The 25,905-nt window shown below is 48.7% G+C and carries 20 protein-coding genes and 1 pseudogene; 16 read left to right on the top strand and 5 right to left on the bottom strand.

Going from position 1 to position 25,905, the window contains the following annotated elements; translation table 11 throughout:
• Positions 1-113: 113 nt before the first annotated feature.
• The 16 genes and pseudogenes from lysA to xerD all read left to right on the top strand — a co-directional run bounded on the left by lysA (position 114) and on the right by xerD (position 16,091).
• On the top strand, positions 114-1,448 hold the full coding sequence (lysA, locus tag SCIP_RS04315; RefSeq protein WP_006293310.1) for a diaminopimelate decarboxylase: 1,335 nt from the start codon (positions 114-116) through the stop codon (positions 1,446-1,448).
• Positions 1,449-1,582: 134 nt separating this feature from the next.
• The gene (gene dapD, locus SCIP_RS04310; protein ID WP_006293309.1) at positions 1,583-2,338 is read left to right on the top strand and encodes a 2,3,4,5-tetrahydropyridine-2,6-dicarboxylate N-acetyltransferase; all 756 of its coding nucleotides are present in this window, start codon (positions 1,583-1,585) and stop codon (positions 2,336-2,338) included.
• A gap of 3 nt (positions 2,339-2,341) precedes the next feature.
• Entirely contained in the window at positions 2,342-3,511 is a 1,170-nt protein-coding gene (locus SCIP_RS04305) for an N-acetyldiaminopimelate deacetylase (RefSeq protein ID WP_219851375.1), read from the top strand.
• Positions 3,508-4,428 (top strand): 4-hydroxy-tetrahydrodipicolinate synthase, encoded by a 921-nt coding sequence (gene dapA, locus SCIP_RS04300; protein WP_006293307.1) that lies wholly within the window; start codon positions 3,508-3,510, stop codon positions 4,426-4,428. The genes SCIP_RS04305 and dapA overlap by 4 nt, the downstream gene beginning before the upstream one ends.
• Before the next feature lie 84 nt (positions 4,429-4,512).
• Positions 4,513-5,319: a 4-hydroxy-tetrahydrodipicolinate reductase gene (gene dapB, locus SCIP_RS04295; protein WP_006293306.1), complete on the top strand. Its 807-nt coding sequence runs from the start codon at positions 4,513-4,515 to the stop codon at positions 5,317-5,319.
• 14 nt (positions 5,320-5,333) lie between these two features.
• Entirely contained in the window at positions 5,334-6,527 is a 1,194-nt protein-coding gene (locus SCIP_RS04290; RefSeq protein WP_081442819.1) for an aminotransferase class I/II-fold pyridoxal phosphate-dependent enzyme, read from the top strand.
• Positions 6,528-6,705: 178 nt separating this feature from the next.
• A complete protein-coding gene (locus SCIP_RS04285) occupies positions 6,706-7,497 on the top strand; it encodes an amino acid ABC transporter ATP-binding protein (protein ID WP_407695024.1) in 792 nt (263 codons plus the stop codon).
• Between the two features lie 10 nt (positions 7,498-7,507).
• Entirely contained in the window at positions 7,508-8,383 is an 876-nt protein-coding gene (locus SCIP_RS04280) for a glutamate ABC transporter substrate-binding protein (protein ID WP_006293303.1), read from the top strand.
• Positions 8,384-8,385: 2 nt separating this feature from the next.
• Positions 8,386-9,075, top strand: coding sequence for an amino acid ABC transporter permease (locus SCIP_RS04275; protein WP_006293302.1), 690 nt, complete (start codon positions 8,386-8,388; stop codon positions 9,073-9,075).
• Positions 9,072-10,403, top strand: a complete 1,332-nt coding sequence (locus SCIP_RS04270; RefSeq protein ID WP_006293301.1) for an amino acid ABC transporter permease — start codon at positions 9,072-9,074, stop codon at positions 10,401-10,403. Before SCIP_RS04275 ends, SCIP_RS04270 begins: the two co-directional genes overlap by 4 nt.
• A gap of 311 nt (positions 10,404-10,714) precedes the next feature.
• A pseudogene (infC, locus tag SCIP_RS04265) lies at positions 10,715-11,401 on the top strand (translation initiation factor IF-3); the annotation flags it as partial.
• Between the two features lie 160 nt (positions 11,402-11,561).
• Complete coding sequence (gene rpmI / locus SCIP_RS04260; RefSeq protein ID WP_006293297.1) at positions 11,562-11,756, top strand: 50S ribosomal protein L35; 195 nt, start codon at positions 11,562-11,564, stop codon at positions 11,754-11,756.
• A 50-nt stretch (positions 11,757-11,806) separates the two neighbouring features.
• Positions 11,807-12,190 (top strand): 50S ribosomal protein L20, encoded by a 384-nt coding sequence (gene rplT / locus SCIP_RS04255; protein ID WP_006293295.1) that lies wholly within the window; start codon positions 11,807-11,809, stop codon positions 12,188-12,190.
• A 510-nt stretch (positions 12,191-12,700) separates the two neighbouring features.
• The gene (locus SCIP_RS04250) at positions 12,701-13,618 is read left to right on the top strand and encodes a carbohydrate kinase family protein (protein ID WP_006293293.1); all 918 of its coding nucleotides are present in this window, start codon (positions 12,701-12,703) and stop codon (positions 13,616-13,618) included.
• 20 nt (positions 13,619-13,638) lie between these two features.
• Complete coding sequence (locus tag SCIP_RS04245; RefSeq protein WP_006293291.1) at positions 13,639-14,853, top strand: MFS transporter; 1,215 nt, start codon at positions 13,639-13,641, stop codon at positions 14,851-14,853.
• Between the two features lie 281 nt (positions 14,854-15,134).
• Positions 15,135-16,091: a site-specific tyrosine recombinase XerD gene (xerD, locus tag SCIP_RS04240; RefSeq protein WP_006293290.1), complete on the top strand. Its 957-nt coding sequence runs from the start codon at positions 15,135-15,137 to the stop codon at positions 16,089-16,091.
• 220 nt (positions 16,092-16,311) lie between these two features.
• On the opposite strand, the gene SCIP_RS04235 is transcribed toward xerD, so the two are convergent.
• From SCIP_RS04235 to SCIP_RS04215, 5 genes are all read right to left on the bottom strand, one after another.
• On the bottom strand, positions 16,312-18,048 hold the full coding sequence (locus tag SCIP_RS04235) for an ABC transporter family substrate-binding protein (RefSeq protein ID WP_040590649.1): 1,737 nt from the start codon (positions 18,046-18,048) through the stop codon (positions 16,312-16,314).
• 535 nt (positions 18,049-18,583) lie between these two features.
• A complete protein-coding gene (locus SCIP_RS04230; protein ID WP_006293288.1) occupies positions 18,584-20,317 on the bottom strand; it encodes an ABC transporter family substrate-binding protein in 1,734 nt (577 codons plus the stop codon).
• Between the two features lie 255 nt (positions 20,318-20,572).
• On the bottom strand, positions 20,573-22,297 hold the full coding sequence (locus tag SCIP_RS04225; protein WP_006293287.1) for an ABC transporter family substrate-binding protein: 1,725 nt from the start codon (positions 22,295-22,297) through the stop codon (positions 20,573-20,575).
• A 346-nt stretch (positions 22,298-22,643) separates the two neighbouring features.
• A complete protein-coding gene (locus tag SCIP_RS04220) occupies positions 22,644-24,758 on the bottom strand; it encodes a dipeptide ABC transporter ATP-binding protein (protein WP_006293286.1) in 2,115 nt (704 codons plus the stop codon).
• A 77-nt stretch (positions 24,759-24,835) separates the two neighbouring features.
• Positions 24,836-25,891 (bottom strand): ABC transporter permease, encoded by a 1,056-nt coding sequence (locus SCIP_RS04215; RefSeq protein ID WP_407695023.1) that lies wholly within the window; start codon positions 25,889-25,891, stop codon positions 24,836-24,838.
• Positions 25,892-25,905 lie beyond the last annotated feature (14 nt).

Here is a 25,905-nt window from a genome sequence, read left to right as displayed (position 1 = left end):
AATACAGAAAAATATAAATATAAACGACATACCGACATATAAAAAAACATAAGCGCTATATATAAGCGAAACATAAGTAGAAACATTAGATAGGGGAGGCAACAGTGACAGAGATGATACAGAGAGATCAGATCAGCGCATCCGGTCATTTTATGGTAGGCGGGTGCGACTGTCTTGACCTGGCTGCCACTTATGGTACCCCGGTTATTGCTTATGATGTCAGCCGAATCCGTCGTAATTACCGGGCTTTCAGGCAGGCATTTGAGAAAGCCAAGATCAGATCTGTCATCTCGTATGCGTCAAAGGCTTTTTCCTGCAAGGCTGTTTATAATCTCATCGACCAGGAGGGGGGGCATGTTGATGTGGTTTCTGGAGGCGAACTGGCAACCGCCTTGGCTGCTGGTTTTCCCCCTGAAAGGATCAGCTTTCATGGGAACAATAAATCTCAGGAAGAGCTTACTTTTGCCCTAAAGAGCAAAGTGGGACTTATCATTATTGATAATTTCCATGAGATAGAACTTTTACAAAATATGCTTCCTTCTCCTCGGTCTGCTCATCGTGATCAGGTTGAGCCGGCTCATATTATGCTCCGTATAACTCCTGGTGTCAGTGCCCACACCCATGACTACATCAGCACCGGTCAGACTGACAGCAAATTCGGCTTCGATTTGGCTTCCGGCCAGGCAGACCGGGCTCTTCAGAAGGTTCTTGCTGATTCTCGTTTTTGTATGGAAGGAATTCATGCCCATATTGGTTCACAAATTTTTGATCCTTATGCCTTTCAGGCCCTGGCTCGAATTATGATCAATCTTGCTGCCCGGTGGAGAAGGGATTTTGGTTACTGCGCACAGTCTGTGAATCTGGGGGGAGGCTTTGGCATTGCCTATAATCAGGAAGATGATCCGGATGATGTGGAAGATTTTGTTCAGTCTTTGTCCAGCAGTATCCGTCAGGCTGCAGCTGACTTATCCTTCCCCTTGCCAACAGTGTGGATTGAGCCCGGCAGGTCGCTGGTAGGGTCAGCCGCCTGTACCTTGTATACGGTGGGATCCAGAAAAGATATTCCTGGTTATAATTCATATATTTTTGTGGATGGAGGAATGGGGGACAACATCCGCCCTGCCTTGTACAGGGCCCGCTACCAGGCTTTTCTTGCCAAAAACCCCGTAGGCCGGCCAGCTGAGACTGTGCGAATTGCTGGAAAATACTGTGAGTCCGGAGATGTACTCTGCTGGGATCAGGCTCTGCCCCAAACTCAACCAGGAGACATTTTGGCCATTCCGGCTACAGGGGCATATGGATATTCTATGGCATCAAATTATAACCGCAATCCCCGTCCAGCAGTTGTATTTGTTGAAGATGGCCACCCCCAGCTAGTCATTCGTCGGGAAAGCTATGAAGATTTAATCCGTCTGGATATGGCCTATGATTCTGGTCCACACCGATGAGCGGGCATAAGGACAGGAAAAGCGACAAGCACAGTGACAAGCTCAACGACAAGCACAGCCACAAGAGCAAGAAACGACAGTATACAGCATAAACTCTAACGAGCATAAATATACATAATATATAAGGAGGATATATGACCACAGGTGAAGCAGGAACAGGAGGGCAGGAAAACAGTCTTTCTGCCAGGGAGATTATCTCTTATATAGCTCAGTCCGATAAGAAAACCCCGGTTACCGTCTACATAAGGGGAGTCAGTTCGGAAGAAATGGCTGGCCTGGTTTATCCCGATCAGACCCAGGTTTTTGCAGAAGGTAGGCTGGCTATTGTTTTTGGCGACTGGGCTCTTCTGCAGCCTTTCATCCAAAAGTATGAAGGCAGATTTGAGCAGGTGAGGGTAGAGGCTGGTGCGAGAAATTCTGCCCTCCCTCTCCTGGATCTGACCAGGGTACATGCCCGAATAGAGCCGGGAGCCCTTATCAGAGATCGGGTAACCATAAAAGACGGAGCTGTCATCATGATGGGTGCCATCCTCAATATTGGGGCTTATGTGGGGGAAGGATCCCTGATTGATATGGGGGCTGTTCTGGGTGGCAGGGCAGCTGTAGGCAAGAATTGTCACATTGGGGCTGGGGCGGTTCTGGCCGGGGTTATCGAGCCAGCCTCAGCTCAACCGGTAAGAATTGGGGACCAGGTGCTTATTGGGGCCAATGCCGTTGTTTTGGAAGGTGTTCAGGTGGGGGATCATGCTGTGGTGGCAGCAGGAGCGGTGGTTACCCAGGATGTGGAGCCCTATACCGTGGTTGCAGGAGTTCCGGCCAGGGTTATCAAATCAGTTGATGCTCACACTGAATCCAAAACGGCTATTGAAGAAGATTTGCGAAGGATCTGAGAAATGATGGAAAAGATGTCACCCGTTTTAACCGAGGCAAACCTCATTTCTATTCGCCGGAATCTTCATCAGATTCCGGAACCAGCCTTGAAAGAAGTGAAGACCCAGGCGTACGTGCTGAAAGTTATTTCTGGTATGAATCAGGAATTTTTGCAGGTACGAGTTCCTGAAAATTTGTCCACAGCTGTTCTCGTTTTGGTGTCAGGATTTCGGCCTCGCAGAACGATCGCTTACCGAGCTGATATGGATGCTTTGCCGATTGAGGAAAAAACAGATCTGCCTTTTAGCTCGACAAATCCTGGGTATATGCACGCCTGCGGGCATGACATACACATGGCTGTGGCTTTGGGGGTGCTCAGCTATTTTTCTGTGCACCAGCCCGAGGATAATCTCATTTTCTTTTTTCAGCCCGCGGAAGAGGCTGAGAGCGGAGCTAAAAGAGCGTATGAATCAGGAATTTTTACCGGAGAGTGGAAGCCAGATGAGTTTTATGCCCTCCATGACACTCCCGATCTGCCAGCTGGACAGATCGGTTGCAGGATGGGAACCCTCTTTGCAGGAACTACCGAAGTAACCATAGACATAGAGGGTGTGGGTGGGCATGCTGCCTTCCCCCAGGATTCTAAAGACGCTCTTATGGCCGCAGCAGCCCTTATTATGCAGGCTCAGACCATAATTTCTCGTGGAATTGACCCAGTTCAGGGTGGGGTTCTTACTTTGGGGAAGATTCAGGCAGGCAGGGCAAGAAATATTATTGCCGGCCATGCCCACATTGAGGGGACCATACGAGGGCTGAGCCAAAACACCATTCAGAGGATCGATGATCAGCTCCTGGCCCTGTGCCGGGGGCTGGAAGAAGCTTATTCAGTAACTGTTTCCTGCCGGCTTCATCAAGGTGGCTACCTGCCGGTTGTCAACGATCCCCACCTGACCAAAAATCTGATCCATATTATGAAAGCCTTGCCTGGTGTGGATTACTCCACGGTGGAACCAGCCATGACAGGAGAAGATTTTGGTTACCTTCTTGCCCGTTTCCCTGGGACAATGTTCTGGCTGGGGGTTGATGATGAGTCATGTCTGCATACGGCAACTTTCAATCCTAAAGAGAGTGCCATAGGGAAGGGAGTCGAAGCCGTCTGTTCTTTTATTTCTGAGAGGATGCATGAGGTATGATGCGTATTAAGCAAGCAGATCTATATACGGCCCTAATAACTCCTTTTGGTCAGGACCAGAAGATTAATTATTCTGCCCTGGAAAAATTAAGCAATCATGTGATAGAGCAGGGATCGAACGGTTTTGTTATAGGGGGGACAACAGGAGAAAATCCTGAACTGACTCATGATGAAACAGTGGAATTATACCGGAATTTCAGTTCGATTATTGGCGGCCGGGTTCCCCTTATTGCAGGAACAGGCAGCAACAATCCGGAAGAAACAGTGAGGCTGACTAATGAAGTCGCTGAAATCCCCGGGATTGATGCTGCCCTGGTTGTTGTTCCTCCCTACAATAAGCCTAATCAAAGAGGAATGATTGCCCATTTCACTTACCTGGCCGACCATTGCCATCTGCCTTTGCTCATATACAATATTCCCGGCAGGACCGGGGTTCTGATGGAGCCACAGACGGTGATAAGTCTGTCCCATCACCCGGGAATTGTGGGTATTAAGCAGTGCTCAAGTCTAGAAGACCTTCAAACAATTATTGAAGGAACCGATCCGGACTTTGCCGTTTTTACCGGTGAAGATTCTCAGGCTCTGACCGCCAGACTCCTGGGGGCAGCAGGAGTTGTATCTGTTGCTTCACATATTTATGCTTCTCAGATGCGAGATATGTATGATAATTTATACCGGGGCGACTGGCAGGCGGCAGGAAAACTTCAGCGCTGGCTAATCCCCAGAATGGCTGCCCTGTTCAGGTACCCTTCGCCGTCTCCGGTTAAGGCCGTGCTCAATGCTCAGGGCTACCAGGCGGGCGGCTGCCGTTTGCCTATTCTGTCCTTAACCGATCAGGAAGAAGACAATCTGGCTCATGCTTTGGGCCTTGCAGGACGTTCCCAGCTGAGCCTGGCAGGCTCTGATTGGCCGCAATAAGACCTGCTGTAGGAGACAGGCAGGGACAACGGTAGGGACAGTAGAGACAATATAAATATACGAGATACTCATCGACGGAAGGACATGATGACATATTCCATATTGCTTGCCGGGTATAAAGGAAAAATGGGTCAATCCTGCACAAAATTGATTGATTCTTTACCTGGTTTTACACTTGATGTAGGCCTCACCCCCCGCGAATCGGACCGGGATGAGACTGATCCCGGTTTTTCTTCCGATGTGCTCCCGGATGGGTTCCGGGTTTACCATGACCTGTCTGAAATCCCTGATCATGCTGCTGATATTTGGCTGGATTTTACTACCCCTTCGGCTGTATATTCCAATGTCTCCTATGCTCTTGACCATGGAATGAGGCCCCTGGTAGGAACAAGCGGTCTGACAGATCAGCAGGAGAGAATTCTGGCCCAGCAGGCTGCTGCCGCAGGCTTGGGAGGTATTATCGCTCCTAATTTTGGTTTATCAGCCGTTCTTCTTATGAAGTTTGCCAGACAAGCAGCCGCCTATTTTCCTGATGCAGAAGTAATTGAGATGCATCATGGAGACAAAAAGGATGCCCCTTCAGGGACAGCTTTGGCAACAGCAGGTCTCTTAGCTCAGGCTTCTGATCCTGAGAAGCGCAGCCTGTACAGCGGTCAGACTGAGACCTTGCCTGGGGCCCGGGGAGGCAACTTTGAAGGGATTCACGTGCATTCTATTCGTTTGCCTGGCTATCTGGCCCATGAAGAGGTCTTATTTGGTGGCCCGGGGGAGGCTTTGACTATCAGGCAGGATTCTTTCGACAGGTCATCCTTCATGGGAGGAGTCAAGGTTGCTTTGAATGCAGTCATGGATCTGAATCAACTGGTAATCGGTCTGGAAAATGTTCTCTGATCTGGAGGAAATGAATGACTAGCCTGGATCCTCGTCTGGAAGATTTGTATAATCCTGCCCTATCCGGTGCAGCACCCGCTCTGATTCGTTCTTTTACCAACAAAATTAAAGACATTCCCGGGATTATTTTGCTGACTTTGGGGGAGCCTGATTTTAACACTCCCCAGCATGTAAAAGAGGCAGGAATCCAGTCGATCTCACAGAATGAGAGTCACTATTCACCTGCCTTTGGCACTCTTACCTTCAGACAGGCAGTAGCCGGTTACCTGGAGAGAACAAGAGGATTAGTCTATAATCCTAACCAGGAAATTATTGCCACAACAGGAGCCACCGAGGCTCTGACTGCCGCAGCTTTAGCCCTCCTGGGGCCGGGGGTCAGGGTGCTTATTCCCACTCCGGCTTATCCCTTGTATGGATCTATTGCTCATCTGGCTGGTGCAGACGTTCGTGAAGTTTCTACCAGACCGCACGATTTCAAACTTACTGCCCAGGCCCTGGAAGCAGAGGTTCTTGCCTGTCACCGCCAGGGGAAACCTCTTCGGGCTGTCTTCTTCAATAATCCCACCAATCCCACAGGAGTTGCTTACAGCAAACAGGAGGTGGAGGATCTGGCACGGGTCGTGACCCATTATGGTCTTCTGGTTATCAGCGATGAGGTATATTCAGATCTTACCTATAATCAGGAATACTGCTCTCTTGCATCCTGTGCCCCCAGCGCTACCATTGTGGTCACTAGTCTGTCTAAGTCTTATGCCATGACCGGTTGGAGGATTGGTTTTGTTGCCGGTCCTGGCAAGGTTATGGAAAGGATTGGAAAAATTCACAGTTTACTGGTGACCTCTGCTAGCAATGTAGCTCAAGCAGCAGCAGTGGAAGCCTTAAACCAGGGAAGGGAGGATCCTCCAGCCTTCTGTTCCCGTTTTCGAGAGCGGAGGGACTACTTCCGTAAAAGTCTGGAATCCTGCGGTTTTCAGGTAGTTAACCCTTCTGGTGCTTTCTATCTTTTTGCCCGGATTCCTCTTTCTTACGGGACTGATGATCAGACTTTTGCTCTGGATTTGGCCCGGAAAGGCCTGGTCGGCTCTGTCCCGGGTTCTTGTTTTGGCTCTGATGGCAGGGGGTATGTGCGCTTTTCCTATGCAGCCGGGATGGAACAGCTTTCTCAGGCGGCAGAACGGATAGAGCAGTTTGTTAATCAGCCTGTCTGATTAAGGTCTCGGGTAGTCTGCTATGATAATCGTTTATACATGAGATGACACAAGAAGAACCCCCTGCCTGTTTTTCTATGGCAGAGTTACAATAGCTTGAGAAAACAACAGGTATAAGTTCGAATAAGAAGTATAAATATTTTTGTATAAAAATTAGTCCAGGAGGTGGATGATTACTATGACAGAGACAGAGCAGACCACAGTGCCGGATGAGCAGACAGAAGAGAGAAAAACTCCGACTCTGGTGGAACTAAAACATGTAGAAAAGCACTATGGATCCCTGCATGTATTGAAGGACATCAACCTGGAGGTATCGAAAGGGGAGGTATTGGTGGTGCTGGGTCCTTCAGGATCTGGAAAATCTACCATGTGCCGAACTATCAACCGCCTGGAAACCATTGACTCCGGTCAAATCTTGATTGATGGCCAACCACTTCCGGCAGAAGGCAAGGCACTGGCCAATCTCAGGGCCGAAGTGGGTATGGTCTTTCAGCAGTTCAACCTTTTTGCCAATAAGACAATTCTGGATAACGTGACTCTGGCTCCTATCAAGGTCAGACATATGAAGAAAACGGACGCTCAGGATGAGGCTATGGAACTCCTTGCCCGGGTTGGAGTCGATTCCCAGGCCTCCAAAATGCCTTCCCAGCTGTCGGGCGGCCAGCAACAGCGTGTTGCCATTGCCCGGGCTCTTGCTATGCATCCTAAGGTCATGCTTTTTGATGAGCCGACATCTGCCCTGGATCCGGAAATGGTCAACGAGGTACTGGATGTTATGGTCAGCCTGGCTAAGGAAGGCATGACCATGATTTGTGTAACTCATGAGATGGGTTTTGCCCGCAAGGCAGCAGACCGCATTATCTTTATGGCTGACGGAAAGATTTTGGAATCCGGCACCCCGGATGAATTCTTCGATCATCCTCAGACTGAACGGGCCAAAGACTTCCTTTCCAAGATTTTGGTGCATTAAGGAGGGGAAGATGAGGTATGAGAAAACTGGTCAGATCCGGTCTGCTTTTAGACCTGCTGTAAGATCTGTCCTCATTAAGATTCTGGCTGTTATTGCTGTTCTTGCCAGCGTGGCCTCGGTCAGCGCCTGCGGAAGCACTCAAAGCGGCCATGTTATTCGCATCGGTATTAAATTTGATCAGCCCGGGGTAGGCTACAAGAAGAATGGAACCTACTCAGGTTTTGACGTTGATGTAGCCCGCTACATCGCCCATAAGCTGGGCTACAAGGATTATGAGATTGAATGGACTGAGGCCCCTTCCAAGCAAAGGGAAACCATGTTGCAGAACGGGGATGTGGATATGATTCTTGCCTCGTATTCCATTACCGATGACCGCAAGAAAACTGTTTCTTTCGCCGGTCCCTATCTGGTAGCCGGGCAGGATCTTCTTATCCGCAAAAGCAATACCAGCATAAAAGGACCGGATGATCTGAATGGGAAACGTCTGTGCTCAGTTACCGGCTCTACTTCCGCGACGGTGGTCAAACAGAAATACTCCAACAAGGTTCAGCTGATGGAACAGCCCAGCTATGCTGAGTGTGCCACAGCTCTTTTTTCCGGCATCGTCGATGCCGTGACCACGGATGACATTATTCTGGCTGGTCTGGCCTCTAATTCACGGGGCAAGCTGAAGCTGGTGGGTCATCCCTTTACTCAGGAATATTACGGAGTTGGTATTCAAAAGAACAAAAAAACCAAGGCTTTTGCTAAAAAAATTAATGCAGCCATCAAGGATATGATCAAAACTGGAGCCTGGAAGCGGGCAATATGGAATAACACATCTGGCACTGGGTTTTCTCCCGATACGAAATACAATCCACCCAAACCAACAGAGGGGGAGAAGTAAAAATGGGTAACTTTTTTACAGGTTTCGCTGAACTTTTTCGCGAGTACAATATCCCCGCAGCCTTCTGGGTGAATATTCAGATTACCCTCTGGTCGGCCCTCATCTCCATGATCCTGGGGACTATCCTGGTCATGATGAGGATTAGTCCGGTTTCATCTCTGCGAGGATTTTCCCGGGCTTATACCGAATTCTTCAAGAATATGCCCCTGACCATCATCATGGTTTTTATGGTTCTGGGCGTTTTTGGACAGTTAAAGCTGAAATTCTCCGATAATTTCACCATTAATTTTTTCTGGCTGGCTATTACAGGTCTTAGTCTCTACACGGCAGCTTTCGTATCGGAATCCCTGCGAAGCGGCATTAACACTATTCCTGTAGGGCAGGCAGAAGCCGCTCGGGCACTGGGCTTGACTTTTATGCAGTCCACTCGGTCTATCATTATGCCCCAGGCTCTGAGAGGATCGGTGGCTCCTTTGGGGAATACTCTCATTGCCCTCCTGAAGAATTCAACGGTGGCTGCTGCAGCTTCTGTGGCTACAGAAACCTCCTCCCTGATGAGTGAGATGCTGGAGTATCATCCCAGCCGAATTGTTCAAATCTTCCTCGTCTTTGCCATTGGTTACATCATTTTGATTATTCCTATTGGTCTCCTTACTACTTACCTGTCCAACAGATTGGCGGTGCGTCGATGAATAACAAGAAAAATTCTGAGGATTCAACTACCAGGCTCCTCTTCGATGCACCTGGTCCTAAGGCATTGAAGAAAATCCGTATTGCGAATATTATCGGTTCTATTTTGATTGCTGGGCTTGTTCTGGCCGTCCTGTTCAGACTCCACAATCCTCCTCAGGGAGAGAATCAGCTCAGCTGGGACCTGTGGCGGCCGGCTCTCAATTCTGAAGCCTGGACAGATTTTTATCTGCCTGGTTTAGTTCAAACCCTGGCTGCCTCCGTCGTGGCCATTATTGGGTCCATGCTCTACGGGCTGATTTTTGGTATTGGCCGTCTGCTGCCCAATAGGGTGATTCGCTTTATCTCCGGTATTATTGTCGAGTTCTGCCGGGCTGTACCGGTTCTGCTTATGATGATCTTCATGTGGCGCTGGTTCTCGTCAGTTAATCTTCCTTCTTCCAGCTACTGGGCAGTGACGATCTCTTTGATCCTCTACAACGGTTCTGTGGTAGCTGAGTTGGTCCGCTCTGGTGTTGGCAGTCTGCCCGACGGGCAGAGGGAAGCTGCCCTAGCCTTGGGCTTGACCAGGACCAGGTCTCTGATGCTGATTGAGGTCCCCCAGGCTCTCTATGCTATGCTGCCAGCTGCAATCACTCAGCTAGTAGTTGTTCTGAAGGACACAGCACTGGGGTCCATTATCCTCTATACTGATCTCCTCCAGCAGTCCAGACGTCTGGGGTCCATGTACTTTAATATTCTCCAGGCCCTGACTGTTGCCGCTGTTCTCTACTTCATCATGTGCTTCATCGTGTCCAGAATTGCTGAATGGCTCCCCAGTCGGTTGGCGAGCCGTACTTCCGGTGCTACCACGCCGGACCCGACTGCTCCTCTTGCCATCAATGATCCGACCAATACCGTCCGTATTAAGGTTGCCCGCACTCCCCGCCCCTTTGGCGGTGCTGAGCCTGTTCTTCCTGAGAGCTACGGCGCTTCCGGTATAACTCCACATGGCTGGCAAGGTGATTATCGCGGTTATCTGCATGGGGAGGAGGAGCAGTATCTGCATGGACGCGGCCACTATGGTCAGACCAGTTCGGTAGGAAAACTTGCCGATATGATCACCCAGGAAATCAGGGTGGTACGGCCTCAGAACGGCAAAGGGAAGAAAGACAAGAAGAAGCATGTCTCCTCCCGGGTTCAGCGCCAGTTCCACTCATCTCTCTTCCGCTGGGGCAGGGGGAAGAAGTCGTCCACCGATCATACTGGTATGGATTCTGATCCGTCTGATAAAAATAATACTTCCAGTAATACTTCCCAACCCAGTGACCGCACCAAAGACTGGAAGTAACGGAAAATAGTTGCAGAAGCGAAGGTGCATAGGATAGGCTGATCCCTGCCCGGAGCTTGTCAAGCCCTATGGTATCATCATAGAAGCTTGAGAAATCAAGAAAGTGGATCTCCCCACCTGGGAGCCTTTTATGGCTTCGGGTTAGGCTTATGCCAATCCTGTCATGAATGCTGGGTGACTATGACGCCAGGAATCTGTGCGTTTTGAATAGGTCAACCAGGAATTCATCGAATGAGGGCTGTCTGCGGTTTGGCAGACTGTTCGCTGGGAATGGAGCCTGCCGTGAGTGGAGCCGACCGTGCTCTTCTGGTATCGGTGGGGAAGACCCCAAGGAACGAAAAAGAAATGGAGTCATCATCAGCGAGCAACGTATAAATGATGAGATTCGCGCCTCAGAGGTGCGTCTTATTGGGCCGCAAGGTGAACAGGTTGGTATTGTCAAAACGACAATTGCCCTGAATCTTGCGCGCGAAGCAAACCTTGATCTGGTTGAGGTTTCTGCTCATGCCAAGCCACCTGTGGCAAAGCTCATTGATTATGGTAAGTATAAGTACAACGAGAAAATAAAGGCTCGTCAGGCTCGTCGCAATCAAAGCACCGCAGAGGTTAAGGAAACACGTTTCCGCCTGAAAATCGATGATCATGATTTCGAAGTAAAGAAAAACCAGGTTTCCCGCTTCCTGGAAGGGGGAGACAAGGTTAAGGTCAGTATTATGCTGCGCGGACGTGAACAGTCCCGTCCTGTCGGCGGTATTGAGCTTCTGCAGCGTCTTGCTGATGAGGTTGAGGAGTTCGGTTCTGTTGAGTCTGCTCCCCGCCGTGATGGACGTAATATTATTATGGTCCTGGCCCCTAAAGGCAAGAAGGTGCATAAACAATCCGAGCAGCGCCGGCGCGGTGCTGGGTCCCGTGAAGAACGCCAGGCCCGCCAGCAAGCCCGACTGAGTGCCAAGAAAAAAGCTCAGAAAGCTGCTGCTGCACAGGCAGAGGAGACTCTTAAGTCTCTGGGAATCGATACAGCTGTCCCGACAAGTTCAGCCCCGTCCAAGAATGGCCGATCCGGTTCGAAATCGCAGTCATCGTCTGCTACCAAGACTTCCGCAAAGAAGACTTCTTCCCACCCTCGAGCGAAGAAGGCATCACCTAAGGAGGGCAATAATGCCAAAGATGAAAAGTAATTCAGCCGCTTCCAAGCGTGTGCGCACCACCAGCAAGGGCAAGCTCATCCATAACGGAAGCGCTATGCGGCATAATCTGGAGAATAAGTCTGCTCATAGGCGTCGCCGTATGTCTGACAACAAGGTACTTGCCAAGACTCAAACTAAGAATCTCAAGGGAATGCTGAACCAGTAGTTTTAGTCAGAACATAAGTTTTAAGACGTCAAGAAAGATGAGGAAATAATATGGCACGTGTGAAGCGCGCAGTAAATGCACATAAGAAGCGTCGTACAGTACTGGAACGGGCATCCGGCTACCGGGGGCAGCGGTCCCGCCTTTACCGCAAGGCTAAGGAACAGCTTCTGCACTCCTTTAACTACAACTTCCGTGACCGCAAGGCCCGCAAAGGTGACTTCCGCAAACTGTGGATCTCACGCATCAACGTGGCAGTGCGCGCAGAGGGCATGACCTATAATCGTTTCATCCAGGGCCTGCACCTGGCTGGAATCGAGCTGGATCGCCGGTCTTTGGCTGAGCTCGCTGTTAATGATCACGACACGTTCGTGGCCATTGTCAACGAGGCTAAGAAGGTTCTTCCTGATGATGTTAATGCTCCGGTCGAAAAATAAATAAGCGACAGCAGCAAAAAACATAGTGGGACGGCTTCATGCCGTCCTTTTTTATTGCTTTTGTTTTATTGCACTTGCTGACACTTGCTGATTTTAGGTTTCGCTCACGCCGAGGTATGGGCTTATGGTATGGGCTTATACCTCGTGGCCAGTGTGTTGTGGTCTCTCAAGGAAATGTCAAACGTTTGACACGCCGAATGGTGGGAAAATTCCACATTTACTCGACTTGCTTTCGTGCGTAAATATTATCGTCCTGACATAGAAAAGCTTGAAATTTAGGCGATTACCAGGGATAAACAACATAGATGAATTGCCGGAGACTAGCCGGAGACTAGTTTGAGCACCTGTATCTCTATTAACAACAGCGTGCCTGTTCCTTAGAGTGGTAGAATAAAAGCATGCAGGATGTGACGCAGTCGGTTTTGTTCTGTATAGGTAATAACTCATTCAAGGAAGAGTGACTGCATCTAGGGCAAGCGTGGATGCAAGCATTCATGGAAAGGAATTCAGATGAGTGACTCAGCACAGTCCAGTGGCAAGCATGTTGTTGTCGCGCTTGGTGAACTTTTATGGGATATGCTTCCCGCAGGAAAAAGGGCAGGCGGCGCTCCTGCGAATTTCTGCTATCATGCTATGAAAAATGGGGCAGATGGGTATGCTATCAGTGCCTTGGGCGAAGATGATTTAGGCGATGAACTGGAGAACGAGGTTAATAAAGCCGGTATTAAGCATCTGATTAAGAAGAATGCATATCCAACCGGAACTGTGGAAGTCCATCTTCATGAAGGAATTCCTACCTATGACATTGTCAAGGATGTAGCATGGGATCATATTCCTTACACAAAGGATATGGTTGACCTCGTCAGCACAGCAGATGCGGTTTGCTATGGAACCCTTGCCTGCCGCAGCCAGGAATCTCATGATACTATTATGCGTTTGCTCGACCGGGTTAAGCCAGGTACCATGAAGTATTTTGATATTAATCTTCGTGGTGATTTTTACTCGAAGATTCTGATTGAGGAACAGCTTCAGTCAGCAACGGTTTTCAAAATTAACGATGAGGAGATCACTCAGCTGCAGACCATGTTCAGCGTTCCCGGAACCCCCGAAGAAGTATCCCGTTGGTTCCTCAAGGAATACGATCTCGATTACGTTATTCTGACTGCCGGAAGCGAATATTCACAAGTATTTGCCAAGGACGGTGCTGTATCTAAGGTCAGGACCCCCAAGGTTGAAGTCGCTGATACTGTTGGCGCCGGGGACTCCTTCTCTGGTGTATTCTGCATTGAAATTCTTAAGGATACTCCTCTTCATCTTGCCCATAAGAAGGCAGTAAATGTGGCTGCATATGTGTGCACTAAGGCCGGTGCCTGGCCGGAATACAGCGAGAAGATTCCCGATTATGTTGCCGAGCAGGGGCTTGAATAAATTTATAAAGAGAGGGTTTCATGACTGATAATAACGATAAAAAGGTTTCTGCTTCCATGATGATCCCCATCCTGGTGACTTTCTTCACCATGGGATTCGTCGATTTCGTGGGAACTGCGACCAACTTTATTAAGGAGGATCTGGCACTCCCATCTTGGCAGGCAAGTCTGTTCACGACTATGGTCTTTTTCTGGTTCTTTATTTTTGCAGTTCCTACCAGCTATTGCATGAATAAGTATGGCCGTCGTGTCACTGTGCTCATATCTGTTGCCATTACACTGGCTGCCTGCGTTTTCCCCATATTTGCTTATGGGATTCCGAACGTTCCTAAGGGCGGCAAGCTGACCTTGATGGTCATATCCTTCATTCTTCTTGGAATTGGCAACACCTTTATGCAGGTTTCTCTCAATCCTTTGATTGCTAACTTGGTTTCGGGTGAAAGATATTCCAGTACGATCTCTGCGGGGCAGTTTGTTAAGGCAATTTCATCCTTCTCTGCGCCTTTGGTTGCTGCCTGGCTAGGCAAGGCATTCGGCAAATGGTGGATTATGTACATCATCTTCCTTATCATTTCCATCATTGCCTTTATCTGGCTGGCAATGGATAAGATCCATGAAGAGAAGCAGAATGCCCCCAATATGTCCTTTGGAAAGGTCCTGGGTCTGCTGGGAGACGGCGTTATTCTCCTCTGCTTTATTGGTATTATGTGCCATGTGGGGATTGATGCTGGTGTAAACACCTATGCTCCTCAGTTTTTGATGGGTGCTCACCCTGGCATGGCAGCCTCAGCAGCGGCATATACGACGTCTATTTACTTTGCATTCCGTACCCTGGGGTTCGCTGTGGGGATGTGGGCGTTGCTCAAATTCTCCAACAAGGCTATGGTGGCATTGTGCTCCTCCTGCGTAGGACTGGCTGTAATATGCTTCATTCTTTTTACTACAGTCGCTCCTAATAACTGGGTATTGTATATTGCTCTAGCTTTGGTTGGTTTTGGCAACTCCAATGTGTTCTCGCTCATGTTCTCGATTGCTGGTCTGCATATGCCTGAACGCCAGAATGAGATTTCAGGGCTTATGATTATGGGTCTTATTGGCGGTGCAATCCTTCCTCCTATTATGGGAGCTGCCTCAGGTGCAGCAGGAAGTCAGCTGGGAGCAGCCCTGGTGCTGGTCATCCCTGCCTGCTACCTGATTTTCCTGTCTCTGCATCCCCACCTTCTGGGTGAGAAATAAAACCTGGGTGAGAAATAAAACAGCGGAAAGAAGGGAGGATGACTAATCTCTCCTGATTTCCCGCAGATGAATTAATGGTTCACTACAGCAGCCCATCTCCTATAGATGGGCTGCATTTTAGTGGTTTTATTTTTTTATTTATTTTTCTTATTTCATTTTCTTATTTTTGTGCTGAGGATAATGAGCTGACCAGTCTGATTAGTCTAACCAGTAATGATGGTACATTTGGCGGACATGGGACGTGTAAGTAGGTCTGTGCTAGGAATATTGTGGATATTGTTATGACAGAAATCAAAAAAAATGACAGTAATGGTCTTCCTGAGGCATATTCCACCAGCCTTTCTCTTTTTCTCGGATATATTTCTGTTGAGCGCGGGTTGGCTGCAGCAACTGTTAAGGCGTATGAATCTGATCTGATCAAGTATGTCAGCTGGCTGACTCACAAGAAGGTTACAGATCCGGGTCAGATCAGCCAGCAAAATGTGGAAGATTTCGTAGCATCCTTATCGCTGGCTGGGGAGTCTCAGAAGTCTATTGCCAGACGTCTGGCATCTATCCACGAGTATCATCGTTATCTTTCTTCCCGTGGCCAGATTCAGACAGATGTTTCTCAGACGGTAAAACCCCCTAAAGCTGCTGCCCATTTGCCGGATGTATTGACCATAGATGAGGTCTCCAGAATGATGGAAATGACCAGCACTGAGAGGGATACAGATCCCGTGATCCTCAGGGACAGGGCATTATTGGAATTTCTTTACGCAACCGGTGCCAGGGTATCAGAGGCGGTAGGGCTTAATATGACTGATCTGGATCTAGATTCCCGCTGTGCCCGTCTTATGGGAAAGGGATCAAAGCAGCGCCTGGTCCCCCTGGGATCATATGCCTGTTCAGCCCTGAATCGCTATTTGCATGGTCCCCGCCAGTATCTGCAGGATAAAGCTAGATCAGGGCCAGAGTTGAGAGCTGTTTTTCTTAATAAGCGGGGCAAACGCCTGTCCCGACAGTCGGTCTGGGAAATCGTTCAGGCTGCGGCAAATCGAGCGCATATCAGCAAGGAAGTCCATCCCCATACCTTGCGCCACTCTTGTGCCACTCACTTGATTCGAGGTGGGGCAGACGTCCGTACTGTTCAAGAACTTTTAGGTCATGCATCAGTGACTACAACTCAGCTGTACACTCATATTTCTCCGCAGACTCTGATTGAGACGTATATTACGGCCCACCCCCGGGCTCGATGAGTTTCCAATAATATTGTGATCTTCAATTCTTCAAGTGACTGGTGATAAATCCACGAATGGATAATTCGAAGGACAATGATAATAAGGTATACAAAACAAAATATACAAAAAGGGCGGGTTCCCTGCGGAATCCGCCCTCACTGTGAATTTTATTCTGTTTTATTGTCTTGTCTAGTTAGGTTTCCTCGTTAAGGTGACGAGCTAGGCTAACCTAGACTAACTAGTTCTTCTGCCAGCCAATGTCTTCAACGAGAACTGTCTTCCAGGAAGAAGGTCCGTAGTTGGCAAGTCCCTTGGCGTAGACACCCATGACCGGTGGGTTTGCATAGGGGAGAGTGCCGTAGCACTTAAGAGCCAGCTTCTCGCCCTGGTTCAGGGTGTCAATCTGCTTCTGGGAATCAGCAATGGTGGTAACCTTCTTCAGAAGCTTATCGGCGGCCTTGGAACCAACAAAGGCATAGTTAGAGTCGGAATCAGAACCGTAGAGCTGATATCCGGAGGTGAAACCATCAGTGGGATTAGCGCCGGACCAGCCCATACCTACGATGTCGTAATTTCCGGAAGTGATGGTGTTGGAGAACTCGGAGCTGCCCTTGTTGTCAATGGTGAGTTTGATGCCGATGTTCTTCATCATCTTTTGTACGGCCAGGCCGCGGGCTTTAATCTTAGATCCATCACCGAAAGTGGTGTAAGACACGGCCAGGGTCTTGCCATTCTTGGCGTAGTATCCGTCGCTGCCCAGCTTGTAGCCGTCTGCTTCCAGAGTTTTCTTAGCATTGGCTGTGTTGAAGGCGGCCTCCTTAGGCATATTATCCTCATATCCCTTCTGGGTGGGGTAGAGGAGCTCGCTGCCAGGAACTGGCGTATTCCAGTCAAGACCAGCAAAAGCAATCTTTGTCATCTGATTACGATCGATGCCTTGGACGATTGCCTTACGAACATTGATATCCTTGAGAACGCCTTTCTTGGCATTGAACTCAAATACGCTGACGCTGGAATCATATCCACGGCGGATGGTTGCACCCTTGACTGACTTAACGGTCTTGATGTCATCAGCAGTAGAAAGACCAGTAGCAGCTATTTCGCCGTTCTTGAAAGCGTTGAGGGCTGCCTGATCCTCCAGGGCCTTGAAGGTGACGGTGGTCATCTTGGGCTTGTTTCCCCACCACTTGGGGTTAGGAGTGAAGGTGACCTGGGACGTTGTCTTGTTCTTGACAACGTAGGGGCCGGCTCCCCATTCCTTGTCGTGAGGATTGTCAGTCCAGCCAGAGGTATAGGTCTTAGCATTCACAGCCTGAGGCGGGTAGATGCTAATGAAAGAGGTGGCAGGGTAGTACGGTGTCTTCATGGTGATAACTGCCTGCTTGGCATTATCTCCCTGCTTGACATCTTCAACCTGCTCCCAGCCTGTAGTGCTGGCAGGAGTGTAGTTCTTATCCTTGCCGTTTTGCACAGTCCAGGCTGCTTTGACTGCTGTCCAGTCAATGGCTGTTCCGTCGTTCCACTTGGCCTTCGGGTTGAAATTCAGGGTAATGGTTTGCTTGCCATTGGCCTTAGCAACCTTGTAGGAGGTGACGTAATTCTTGTTGGGTTTAACAGTGGAACCATCAGCGTTATACAGCCAGAGAGTAGGCATATAATAGCTCCACAGGGTGTTCATATACTTGGTGTTGCCGTTGACGCTGAAAGCATTCCAATCAGGGCCAATCTCGTTGATTGACAGGGTCAGCGTTCCATTATCCTTCAGATTGCTCCTTGGCTGGGGATTGTTATAAACGCCGGTTGTTGACGGCATGGGCAGGGTTCCTGTGTAGGTAACAGGAGTGCCACTAGCTGATTCAGTATTCACCTTCTTGGCAGTTCCTGAATTTGCTGTTCCGCATGCTGCAAGAGCAAAGACAGTTGCAGCAGATGCAATCAGAGCTCCCAGTCTGAAGAGTGGTGAAGAATTCTTCATTGCTCTATCCTTCCTATGTATGATGTTGCATGCCAGGAAAATAAGGATGGTATAAACTATATGCCTTTCCTCCTTGCATGTTTCATGACTATACGATTACCTGGGAACAATTTTCTGCTTATCAGTTGGTTCTGAGGCTTATGTGACCCTCTATATATCTTGTATTATTCAGTGCCTGCTGGTGAGTTTGTATGAAAAGACAGGGGAACCATAGAAGGGATGTAAATAAAAGTGTGCTATTTTTTGGCTTAAAATCGAGGATTCGGAAGAGAATTTACGATGATAGAAAATGAATACAGTATAAAACCTCCAAAAAATAATGCATAAAATTCAAAAAATATTCTAAAATAGTTAATTTTTATTATCTTAAAGAATGAGACAGTTCATAAACGATATAAGAAAATGGTATAAATCGATATAAGAAAAAGTAAAGAAAAGCAGACACTGCTTGGATGAATGAGGAATTCATTAATTCATCCAATGCAGTGCCTGCTTACTTATTCAGGCTTGGCCTATGCTGGCTTATATCTTTGCCTTACTTTTCCCAGCCGACATCTTCGACGAGAATAGTTTTATAGCCTGCAGGGCCAACGTTTGCGAGTCCTTTGGAATATGCTCCCATAATAGGACTATTGGCATAAGGCAGCTGTCCATAGAGTTTAAAGGCCGCGCTTTCAGCCTTGTTCGTCTGGGCAATTTGAGCGGAAACCGTGTTGAGGGTGTTCACTTTGGCGAACATGGCATCGATTTTCTTACTGCCTATACCCGAATAATTGGATTCTGACTTCATGCCATAGAGCTGCTTGCCGTAGTTATAACTGTCAGGGGTGCCGCTAAATGACCAGCCCATGCCTAGAATTTGCCAATCACCATCGCTAAGGGTCTTTGAGAAGTCTGATGAAGGACGATTGTCAATGGTGAGTTTGATGCCGATGTTCTTCATCATCTTTTGTACGGCCAGGCCGCGGGCTTTAACCTTAGAGCTGTCTCCGAAAGTGGTGTAAGACAGGGTCAGGGTTGTGCCCTTCTTGGCGTAGTATCCGTCGCTGCCCAGCTTGTAGCCGTCTGCTTCCAGAGTTTTCTTAGCATTGGCTGTGTTGAAGGCGGCCTCCTTAGGCATATTATCCTTATACCCTTTCTGGGTGGGGTAGACGAGTTCGCTGCCAGGAACAGGGGCACTCCAATCCAGACCCGCAAAGGCTAGTTTGGACATCTGCTCCCGGTTGATGCCTTGGACGATCGCCTTACGAACATTGATATCCTTGAGGAAGCTTTTCTTGGCATTGAACTCAAAAATAGACACATCTGATGTGTAACCGCGTCGTATTGTTGCCCCTGTAACAGAACGGATGTTCTTGATGTCATCAGCAGTGGACAGGGAAACCGCATTGATTTCCTTGTTCTTGAAGGCATTGATTGCTGCCTGAGAATCAAGGAGTTTGTATGTGACGGTGGTCATCTTGGGCTTGTTTCCCCACCACTTGGGGTTAGGGGTGAAGGTGACCTGGGAATCGGTCCTGGTTTTGATGACGTAGGGGCCGGCTCCCCATTCCTTGTCGTGAGGGTTGTCGGTCCAGCCAGAGGTATAGGTCTTGACATCTACTGCCTGAGGCGGGTAGATGCTAATGAAAGAGGTGGCAGGGTAGTATGGCGTCTTCATGGTGATAATAGCTTGTTTAGCCGTTGTACCCTTGGTAACGGTGGAAACTTGTTCCCAACCTGTAGTAGAAGCAGCAGTATAATTGGTGTTTTTTCCGCTGGTCACGGTCCAGGCTGCTTTAACTGCTGTCCAGTCAATAGCCCTCCCGTCGTTCCACTTGGCCTTCGGGTTGAAATTCAGGACAATGGTTTGCTTGCCCTTGACTGTGGAAATCTTATAGGAGGTCAGGTAGTTAGGGTTCGGCTTAATTGTAGATCCATCCAGGCTGGACATCCAGAGGCTGGGCATGTAATAGTTCCAGAGGGTGCTCATGTAGACAGTGTTGCCGTTGACGCTGAAAGCATTCCAATTAGGACCAATCTCTGATATGGAGTAGGTAACTGTTCCCTTATCCTTTAACTGATCGCGAGATTTAGGATTGCTGTAGTCTCCAGAAGCTTTTGGCATGGGTAAGGTACCGGTGTAGGTGACCGGAGTCCCTGAGGGGTCTTCGGTCATCGCTGTTTTGCTGGTGCCTGTTGTGGCATTTCCGCAGGCGCTCAGAGCTATTACGGTTATGGCTGATGCTGCCAGAGCTGGCAGTTTTGATATAATTCTCTTCCTTGTCATCGCTCAATCCTTTCCTGCACAAGGGCTAAACCGAATATTATTTATACTGAATCGTTTCTCTATTTCGAAGTTGGTAATGATCAACAATGAATTATAGAGCTGAACCAGTGTCTGATAGTCTAAACAAGGACGACGATATTTGTGTATAGCACGATGCATAAAATGATGAATGAAGCAATAATATACATTATGTATATAAAAAAGCCGGGCTCAGGAGCCCGGCTTGGAATATATTGGAATATATCAGCTGTTTTGTTACTTAACCCAACCGATATCTTCAACCAGGACCGTCTTGAAGCGGGAAGGACCAACATTAGCCAAGCCCTTCTTTACCACATAGGATTGAGGTCCACAGAAGTAAGGAAGCTGAGCGTAAAGTTTAAGAGCTTCCTTTTCTGTCTTATTTGCCTGTTTTACCTGGTCTTCACGCTTAGGCAGAGTCGCGACTTTGGCAAACCCCTGATCAATGGACTTCTTGCCAACAAAGGAGTAGTTGCTTCCCGATTCACTTCCGTAGAGCTGAACGCCATTCATATAGGAGAACTGGTTACCAGACCAGCCCAGACCGCCCATAATGGTCCACTTACCGCTGGTTACAACAGAGGAGAATTCAGACGCAGGATGATTGTCTATTTCTACCTTAACTCCAGCTGCTTTCAGCATCTTTTGAATAGCCAGACCACGAGCCTTGGTGGTGGAGCTGTCTCCGAAGGTAGTGTAAGACAGGGTCAGGGTTTTGCCCTTCTTGGCGTAGTATCCGTCGCTGCCCAGCTTATAGCCGTCTGCTTCCAAAGTTTTCTTAGCATTGGCTGTGTTGAAGGCAGCTTCCTTTGGCATGTTGTCTTCATAACCAGCAATGGTCTGGGTCATCAGCAGAGAGCCGGGAACCTTTTCGGTCCAGTCCAGGCCAGCGAACTGAATTTTAGCCAGCTGGGTACGGTCTACTGCCTGGATGAAGGCTTTACGAACCTGAATATCGTTTAAAGGAGCAACCTTGGCATTGAGAACCAGATCAGCAATGGTCGGAGAGTAACCGCGGCGGATCTGGGCATTTTTCATGGTGCTGACTGATTTGCGATCATCCTGGTTAGAGATTGTCGCAACATCAATTTCGCCGTTCTTGAAGGCGTTGATTTCTGCCTGAGAATCCAAGACCCTGTAGGTGACGGTGGTCATCTTGGGCTTGTTTCCCCACCACTTGGGGTTGGGGGTGAAAACAACTCTGGAATCAGAATGAGTCTTAATGATATACGGACCGGCTCCCCACTCACTATGAGGATTGTCTACCCAGCCAGAGGTATAGGCTTTAACACTTTGTGCCTGGGGAGGATACACGTTTATGAAAGACGTTGCTGGATAATAAGGCTTGGACATGGTCACAACGGCCTGCTTGGCAGAAGATCCCTGCTTGACGCTTTCTACCTGATCCCATCCATTGGTGGCAGCTGGTGTATAGTTCTTATTTTTGCCGCTCTGTACGGTCCATGCTGCTTTGACAGCCGTCCAGTCGATGGCACGGCCATCATTCCACTTAGCCTTGGGGCTAAAGGTGATATAGAGGGTCTGCTTACCGTTGACCTTTGTCTCTTTGTAGGCAGAAATATAGTTTTTATTCGGTGTCATGGTGCCACCGTCAGCACTGGAGATAAAGAGGACTGGCATATAATACGACCAGTAAGTGTTCATATAGGTTGTATTGCCGTTGACGCTGAAGTTGTTCCAGTCGGAGGTGACTTCAGTAGTTCCATAAGTAATGGAACCGTTATCCTTCAATTGATCGCGGGATTTAGGGTTGTTGTATATGCCTGTCAGAGTAGGCATAGGCAGGGTTTCCTTGTAATTTGCCGGAGTGCCGACAGCTGGCTCAGATTTGATTGCGTTCTGACCGCTGTTTGTGCTGCCGCATGCTGCTAAGGCAAAGATGGTAGCAGCGGACACAACCAAGGCACCAAGTTTGGCAAACTTAGATGAATTCCTCATTACTCAATCCTTCCTAAAATTAAGAGGTGAATAATCCCTCCCTCAGTATGTATAAAAACCTTATATATATATACAAAAAGAGAGATACCCTGATAATAGAGGGAAAGGTGGATAGGAAATTATGCAAAAAAATTTCACATTGTGAGATATCGGCAGCTTTTATACGTGATTGCTATTCATCAAAAGCAGTGGATGAAAAAGAGGGGATGGAAAAACAGTGAATAAAAAAGAAGATAAAAAGATAAGGGAATCGATTCCCACCAAGAAGGATAGGAGGCGATTCCCTTTTAACATGATTTTTAAAATGATTTCCTTTTAGAATGAAAACAGCAAATAGATTAGTGCTTTACTGCTGGTTTGCAATTCCCATGTGAGTGCTGTAGGAATCAACCTTACGCAGCCTACCGTCTTCAAAAACGTAACGCTTACGAGTGCGCTCAATAACGGGGTCAGGAATAGGAATAGCAGACAAGAGCGCCTTGGTGTAGGGATGCTGAGGGTTAGTAAAGATCTCCTCAGTCTCTCCCTGTTCCACAATGACACCATGATACATAACGGCTACCCGGTCAGAAATATGACGGATTACAGCCAGATCATGAGCGACAAAGAGGTAGGCAATCTTAAGCTGGGCCTGCAAATCTTCTAGGAGGTTAATAACACCTGCCTGAATAGATACATCCAGAGAGGCAATAGGCTCATCCAGGAGAAGGAGCTTAGGATTGGTGGCCAAAGCTCGGGCAATGGCGATACGCTGGCGCTGGCCTCCGGAAAACTGGGTAGGGAAGCGGTCGACATAGTCGGGGTTAATGCCCACCATGGTCATCAGCTCCCCAATTCGGTTGCTGATATCATGTTTCTTCCAGTGTTGAGCCTGCAGAGGCTCAGACAAAACGTCATAAACTGTCATTCGAGCATCCAGGGAGCTTAGGGGATCCTGGAAAATGATTTGGACGTCCTTGCGGAGAGCTTTGCGTTCCTTTCGCTTCAGATTCGCAATATTCTGGCCCATGATGGTGATGGTTCCCTCTTCGGGTTTTTTCAGTTCCACAATCTGAGTCAAAGTAGTCGATTTACCGGAACCAGATTCGCCCACCAGGGCAACAGTTTCTCCCTCATGAATATCGAAGCTGGCATGATCAACAGCGGCCAGCTTTCCAATGACACGGCCGAAGGAACCTCCCTTGGTGATAGGGAAGGTCTTAGTCAAGTTATCGACAGAAAGAACAATCGGCCTTTGGTCACGGGGAACATCGGCCCACTTGGCTGGGAGATCTTCTGGAGCCGGGAAAACTTCCTTATAGGTTAGGTTCTTCTTAAGAATATCATCAAGGTGAATGCATGAAACCAGATGGCCTGTTCCCTCTTCTGCCAGTTCAAGCTCAGGTTCAATCTGATGGCACTTTTCTGTTGCTAAGGGGCACCGGGGAGAGAAGGGGCACCCTGCCGGAATAGCCACTAGAGAAGGAGGGTTTCCGTTGATAGGCGACAGCCTTTGGCTGGCCGGCATATGAGGCTTGGGAACAGCTCCCAGCAAACCCATGGTATAAGGCATCGTTGGTTTGGCAAAAAGGCGGTCAATACTGGCTCTCTCTACGGCTTTACCCGCGTACATAACCAGAATGTCATCAGCAGTACCGGCAACCACACCCAAATCATGGGTAATCAAAACAACTGCCGCATTCGTTTCTCTTTGAGCTACGGCCAGAAGATCTAGCACCTGGGCCTGAATAGTAACATCGAGTGCAGTCGTGGGCTCATCGGCAATAATAACGTCAGGATTGTTGGCAATGGCAATGGCAATCATGACACGCTGCCGCATACCACCAGAGAATTCGTGGGGGAAGGCAACCAGCCTCTTTTCCTGGTCATCAATACCTACCAGCGACAGGAGTTCCACACACCGATCATGAACTTCAGTTTCAGACATATCGGGGTGATGAATCAGGAGGGCTTCTGCCAGCTGATCTCCAATGGAGAACATGGGGCTGAGGGCACTTAAAGGATCCTGAAAGATCATGGAAATTCGCTCACCTCGAATTTGAGCCATTTCCTCATCAGTCTTGCCAACCAGCTCTTCCCCATCCAGAGTAATGGAACCCTTGATGGAAGCATTGTCATCCAGGAGGCCGATTAGAGACAGGGCAGTGACTGACTTTCCGGAACCGGATTCGCCTACGATACCCAGAGTCCGTCCCCGCCAAAGATCAAAATTGAGACCTCGCACGGCCCTGACCGCTCCCGCCTCAGAGGCAAAAGAGACGTTCAGATCACGTATCTGCATGATGGGATCCCCCTGGGGTGCACCCTTGGGGCCATCTCCCTCCAGAAATTCATAAGCCAGCGTCTGATCTCGTACCAGGTCAACCTTGCGGAAGCCTTCAGAATCCTGGGATTCGTTTTCCTGCTCCTGCTCGCGCGTCAGGTCTTGATCCTTCTGGTCATCAACTGTTGTATTTGCCATTTTTCACCACGAATTTGAGATTGTTTGTATTGTTCTATTATGCTTGATGACGACTACTTTTCCTAGTTGTTTATCTGTCAGGCAGAAACCTGACCGGTAGCACCGGACCGGGGGTCTACGGCATCGCGCAGGGCGTCTGAAATCATCATTAAGCAGACGCAGAGAACAATCAGAGCGACAGAGGGGACACCAATTACCCATGGCGCGGTCTGAAGAGTAGTCTGGCCACCGGCAAGGAGGGTTCCCAATGAAGTGTCAGGAACCTTGATACCCAGCCCCAGGAAGCTCAGGGCTGTTTCCGATCCCACTGAGGAGATGACGCCAAGAATAAGATTAAGAATAATGATAGAAGCCAGGTTAGGAACTAGATGCCGGATAATAATGGTGAAAGAATTTACTCCCATGTATTTGGAAGCTTTCACATAATCGCGTTCTCGCAGGGACAAGGCCATGGTTCTTAGTGTTCGGGCAGGCCCGATCCAGCCAAAGATGGACATGCCGAAGACCAGCCAAAGCCAGCCAGCAGAAGCGTTGGCAGCACGGACCATAAGGGCTATGAGGAGGAAGGCAGGGATGACCATGAGCATATCGAGCAGCCACATGCCTATTTTCTCTACTATCCCCCGGAAATAAGCGATGGCAGTTCCATAGATAGCTGCTATCACCGTGGTAATAACAGAGGAAAGAACACCGATGGTTAAGGACCGGCCCAGGCCGTGGCACAGAGCCGCATACATGTCAATACCAGACGAATCCGTGCCCAACCAGTGATCTGCACTGGGAGCAGCGCTCAGGGCAGTGAAGTCAGGGTCTTCATAGGAAAACTTTGCAAAGCGGCCGCCGAAGAGGGCGATAAGGATAAGGATTACAAAAACAGTGACCCCGATAATGGCCCTAGGCTGGCGGAAGAAACGACGGGCAATAAGGTGCCAGTAGCCAATATGCTTGACTTCTCCTTTGCCGCTCTCTTTTTCAATAGCCTTTTCTGCTTTAATTTCCTCCAGGGCATTGACCACAGTGGATTTTCCAACTTCAGCTGCGGCTGGTGCGGTCTTGCTGGCTTCTGCTGTCGCAGCTGCATCTGCATCTGGCAGGTCGTTTCTATCGGTTTGCATTTCGTTTGTGTTGTTCATGTCTGTCATCTTCC

It is taken from the genome of Scardovia inopinata JCM 12537, assembly GCF_001042695.1.
GTDB lineage: Bacteria > Actinomycetota > Actinomycetes > Actinomycetales > Bifidobacteriaceae > Scardovia > Scardovia inopinata.
The sequence above is the reverse complement of the archived record's forward strand: the minus strand, read 5'-3'. Positions and strand labels throughout refer to the sequence as shown.

Excerpts from the sequence above, each read along its gene's own strand:
- SCIP_RS04275 (WP_006293302.1), top strand. The coding sequence starts at position 8,386 with ATGGGTAACTTTTTTACAGGTTTCGCTGAACTTTTTCGCGAGTACAAT.
- SCIP_RS04235 (WP_040590649.1), bottom strand. The coding sequence starts at position 18,048 with ATGAAGAATTCTTCACCACTCTTCAGACTGGGAGCTCTGATTGCATCT.
- SCIP_RS04285 (WP_407695024.1), top strand. The coding sequence starts at position 6,706 with ATGACAGAGACAGAGCAGACCACAGTGCCGGATGAGCAGACAGAAGAG.
- SCIP_RS04225 (WP_006293287.1), bottom strand. The coding sequence starts at position 22,297 with ATGAGGAATTCATCTAAGTTTGCCAAACTTGGTGCCTTGGTTGTGTCC.
- xerD (WP_006293290.1), top strand. The coding sequence starts at position 15,135 with ATGACAGAAATCAAAAAAAATGACAGTAATGGTCTTCCTGAGGCATAT.
- dapD (WP_006293309.1), top strand. The coding sequence starts at position 1,583 with ATGACCACAGGTGAAGCAGGAACAGGAGGGCAGGAAAACAGTCTTTCT.
- SCIP_RS04230 (WP_006293288.1), bottom strand. The coding sequence starts at position 20,317 with ATGACAAGGAAGAGAATTATATCAAAACTGCCAGCTCTGGCAGCATCA.
- SCIP_RS04305 (WP_219851375.1), top strand. The coding sequence starts at position 2,342 with ATGATGGAAAAGATGTCACCCGTTTTAACCGAGGCAAACCTCATTTCT.
- SCIP_RS04290 (WP_081442819.1), top strand. The coding sequence starts at position 5,334 with ATGACTAGCCTGGATCCTCGTCTGGAAGATTTGTATAATCCTGCCCTA.
- SCIP_RS04250 (WP_006293293.1), top strand. The coding sequence starts at position 12,701 with ATGAGTGACTCAGCACAGTCCAGTGGCAAGCATGTTGTTGTCGCGCTT.
- dapB (WP_006293306.1), top strand. The coding sequence starts at position 4,513 with ATGATGACATATTCCATATTGCTTGCCGGGTATAAAGGAAAAATGGGT.
- rplT (WP_006293295.1), top strand. The coding sequence starts at position 11,807 with ATGGCACGTGTGAAGCGCGCAGTAAATGCACATAAGAAGCGTCGTACA.
- SCIP_RS04220 (WP_006293286.1), bottom strand. The coding sequence starts at position 24,758 with ATGGCAAATACAACAGTTGATGACCAGAAGGATCAAGACCTGACGCGC.
- SCIP_RS04270 (WP_006293301.1), top strand. The coding sequence starts at position 9,072 with ATGAATAACAAGAAAAATTCTGAGGATTCAACTACCAGGCTCCTCTTC.
- SCIP_RS04245 (WP_006293291.1), top strand. The coding sequence starts at position 13,639 with ATGACTGATAATAACGATAAAAAGGTTTCTGCTTCCATGATGATCCCC.
- dapA (WP_006293307.1), top strand. The coding sequence starts at position 3,508 with ATGATGCGTATTAAGCAAGCAGATCTATATACGGCCCTAATAACTCCT.
- SCIP_RS04215 (WP_407695023.1), bottom strand. The coding sequence starts at position 25,891 with ATGAACAACACAAACGAAATGCAAACCGATAGAAACGACCTGCCAGAT.
- SCIP_RS04280 (WP_006293303.1), top strand. The coding sequence starts at position 7,508 with ATGAGGTATGAGAAAACTGGTCAGATCCGGTCTGCTTTTAGACCTGCT.
- rpmI (WP_006293297.1), top strand. The coding sequence starts at position 11,562 with ATGCCAAAGATGAAAAGTAATTCAGCCGCTTCCAAGCGTGTGCGCACC.
- lysA (WP_006293310.1), top strand. The coding sequence starts at position 114 with ATGATACAGAGAGATCAGATCAGCGCATCCGGTCATTTTATGGTAGGC.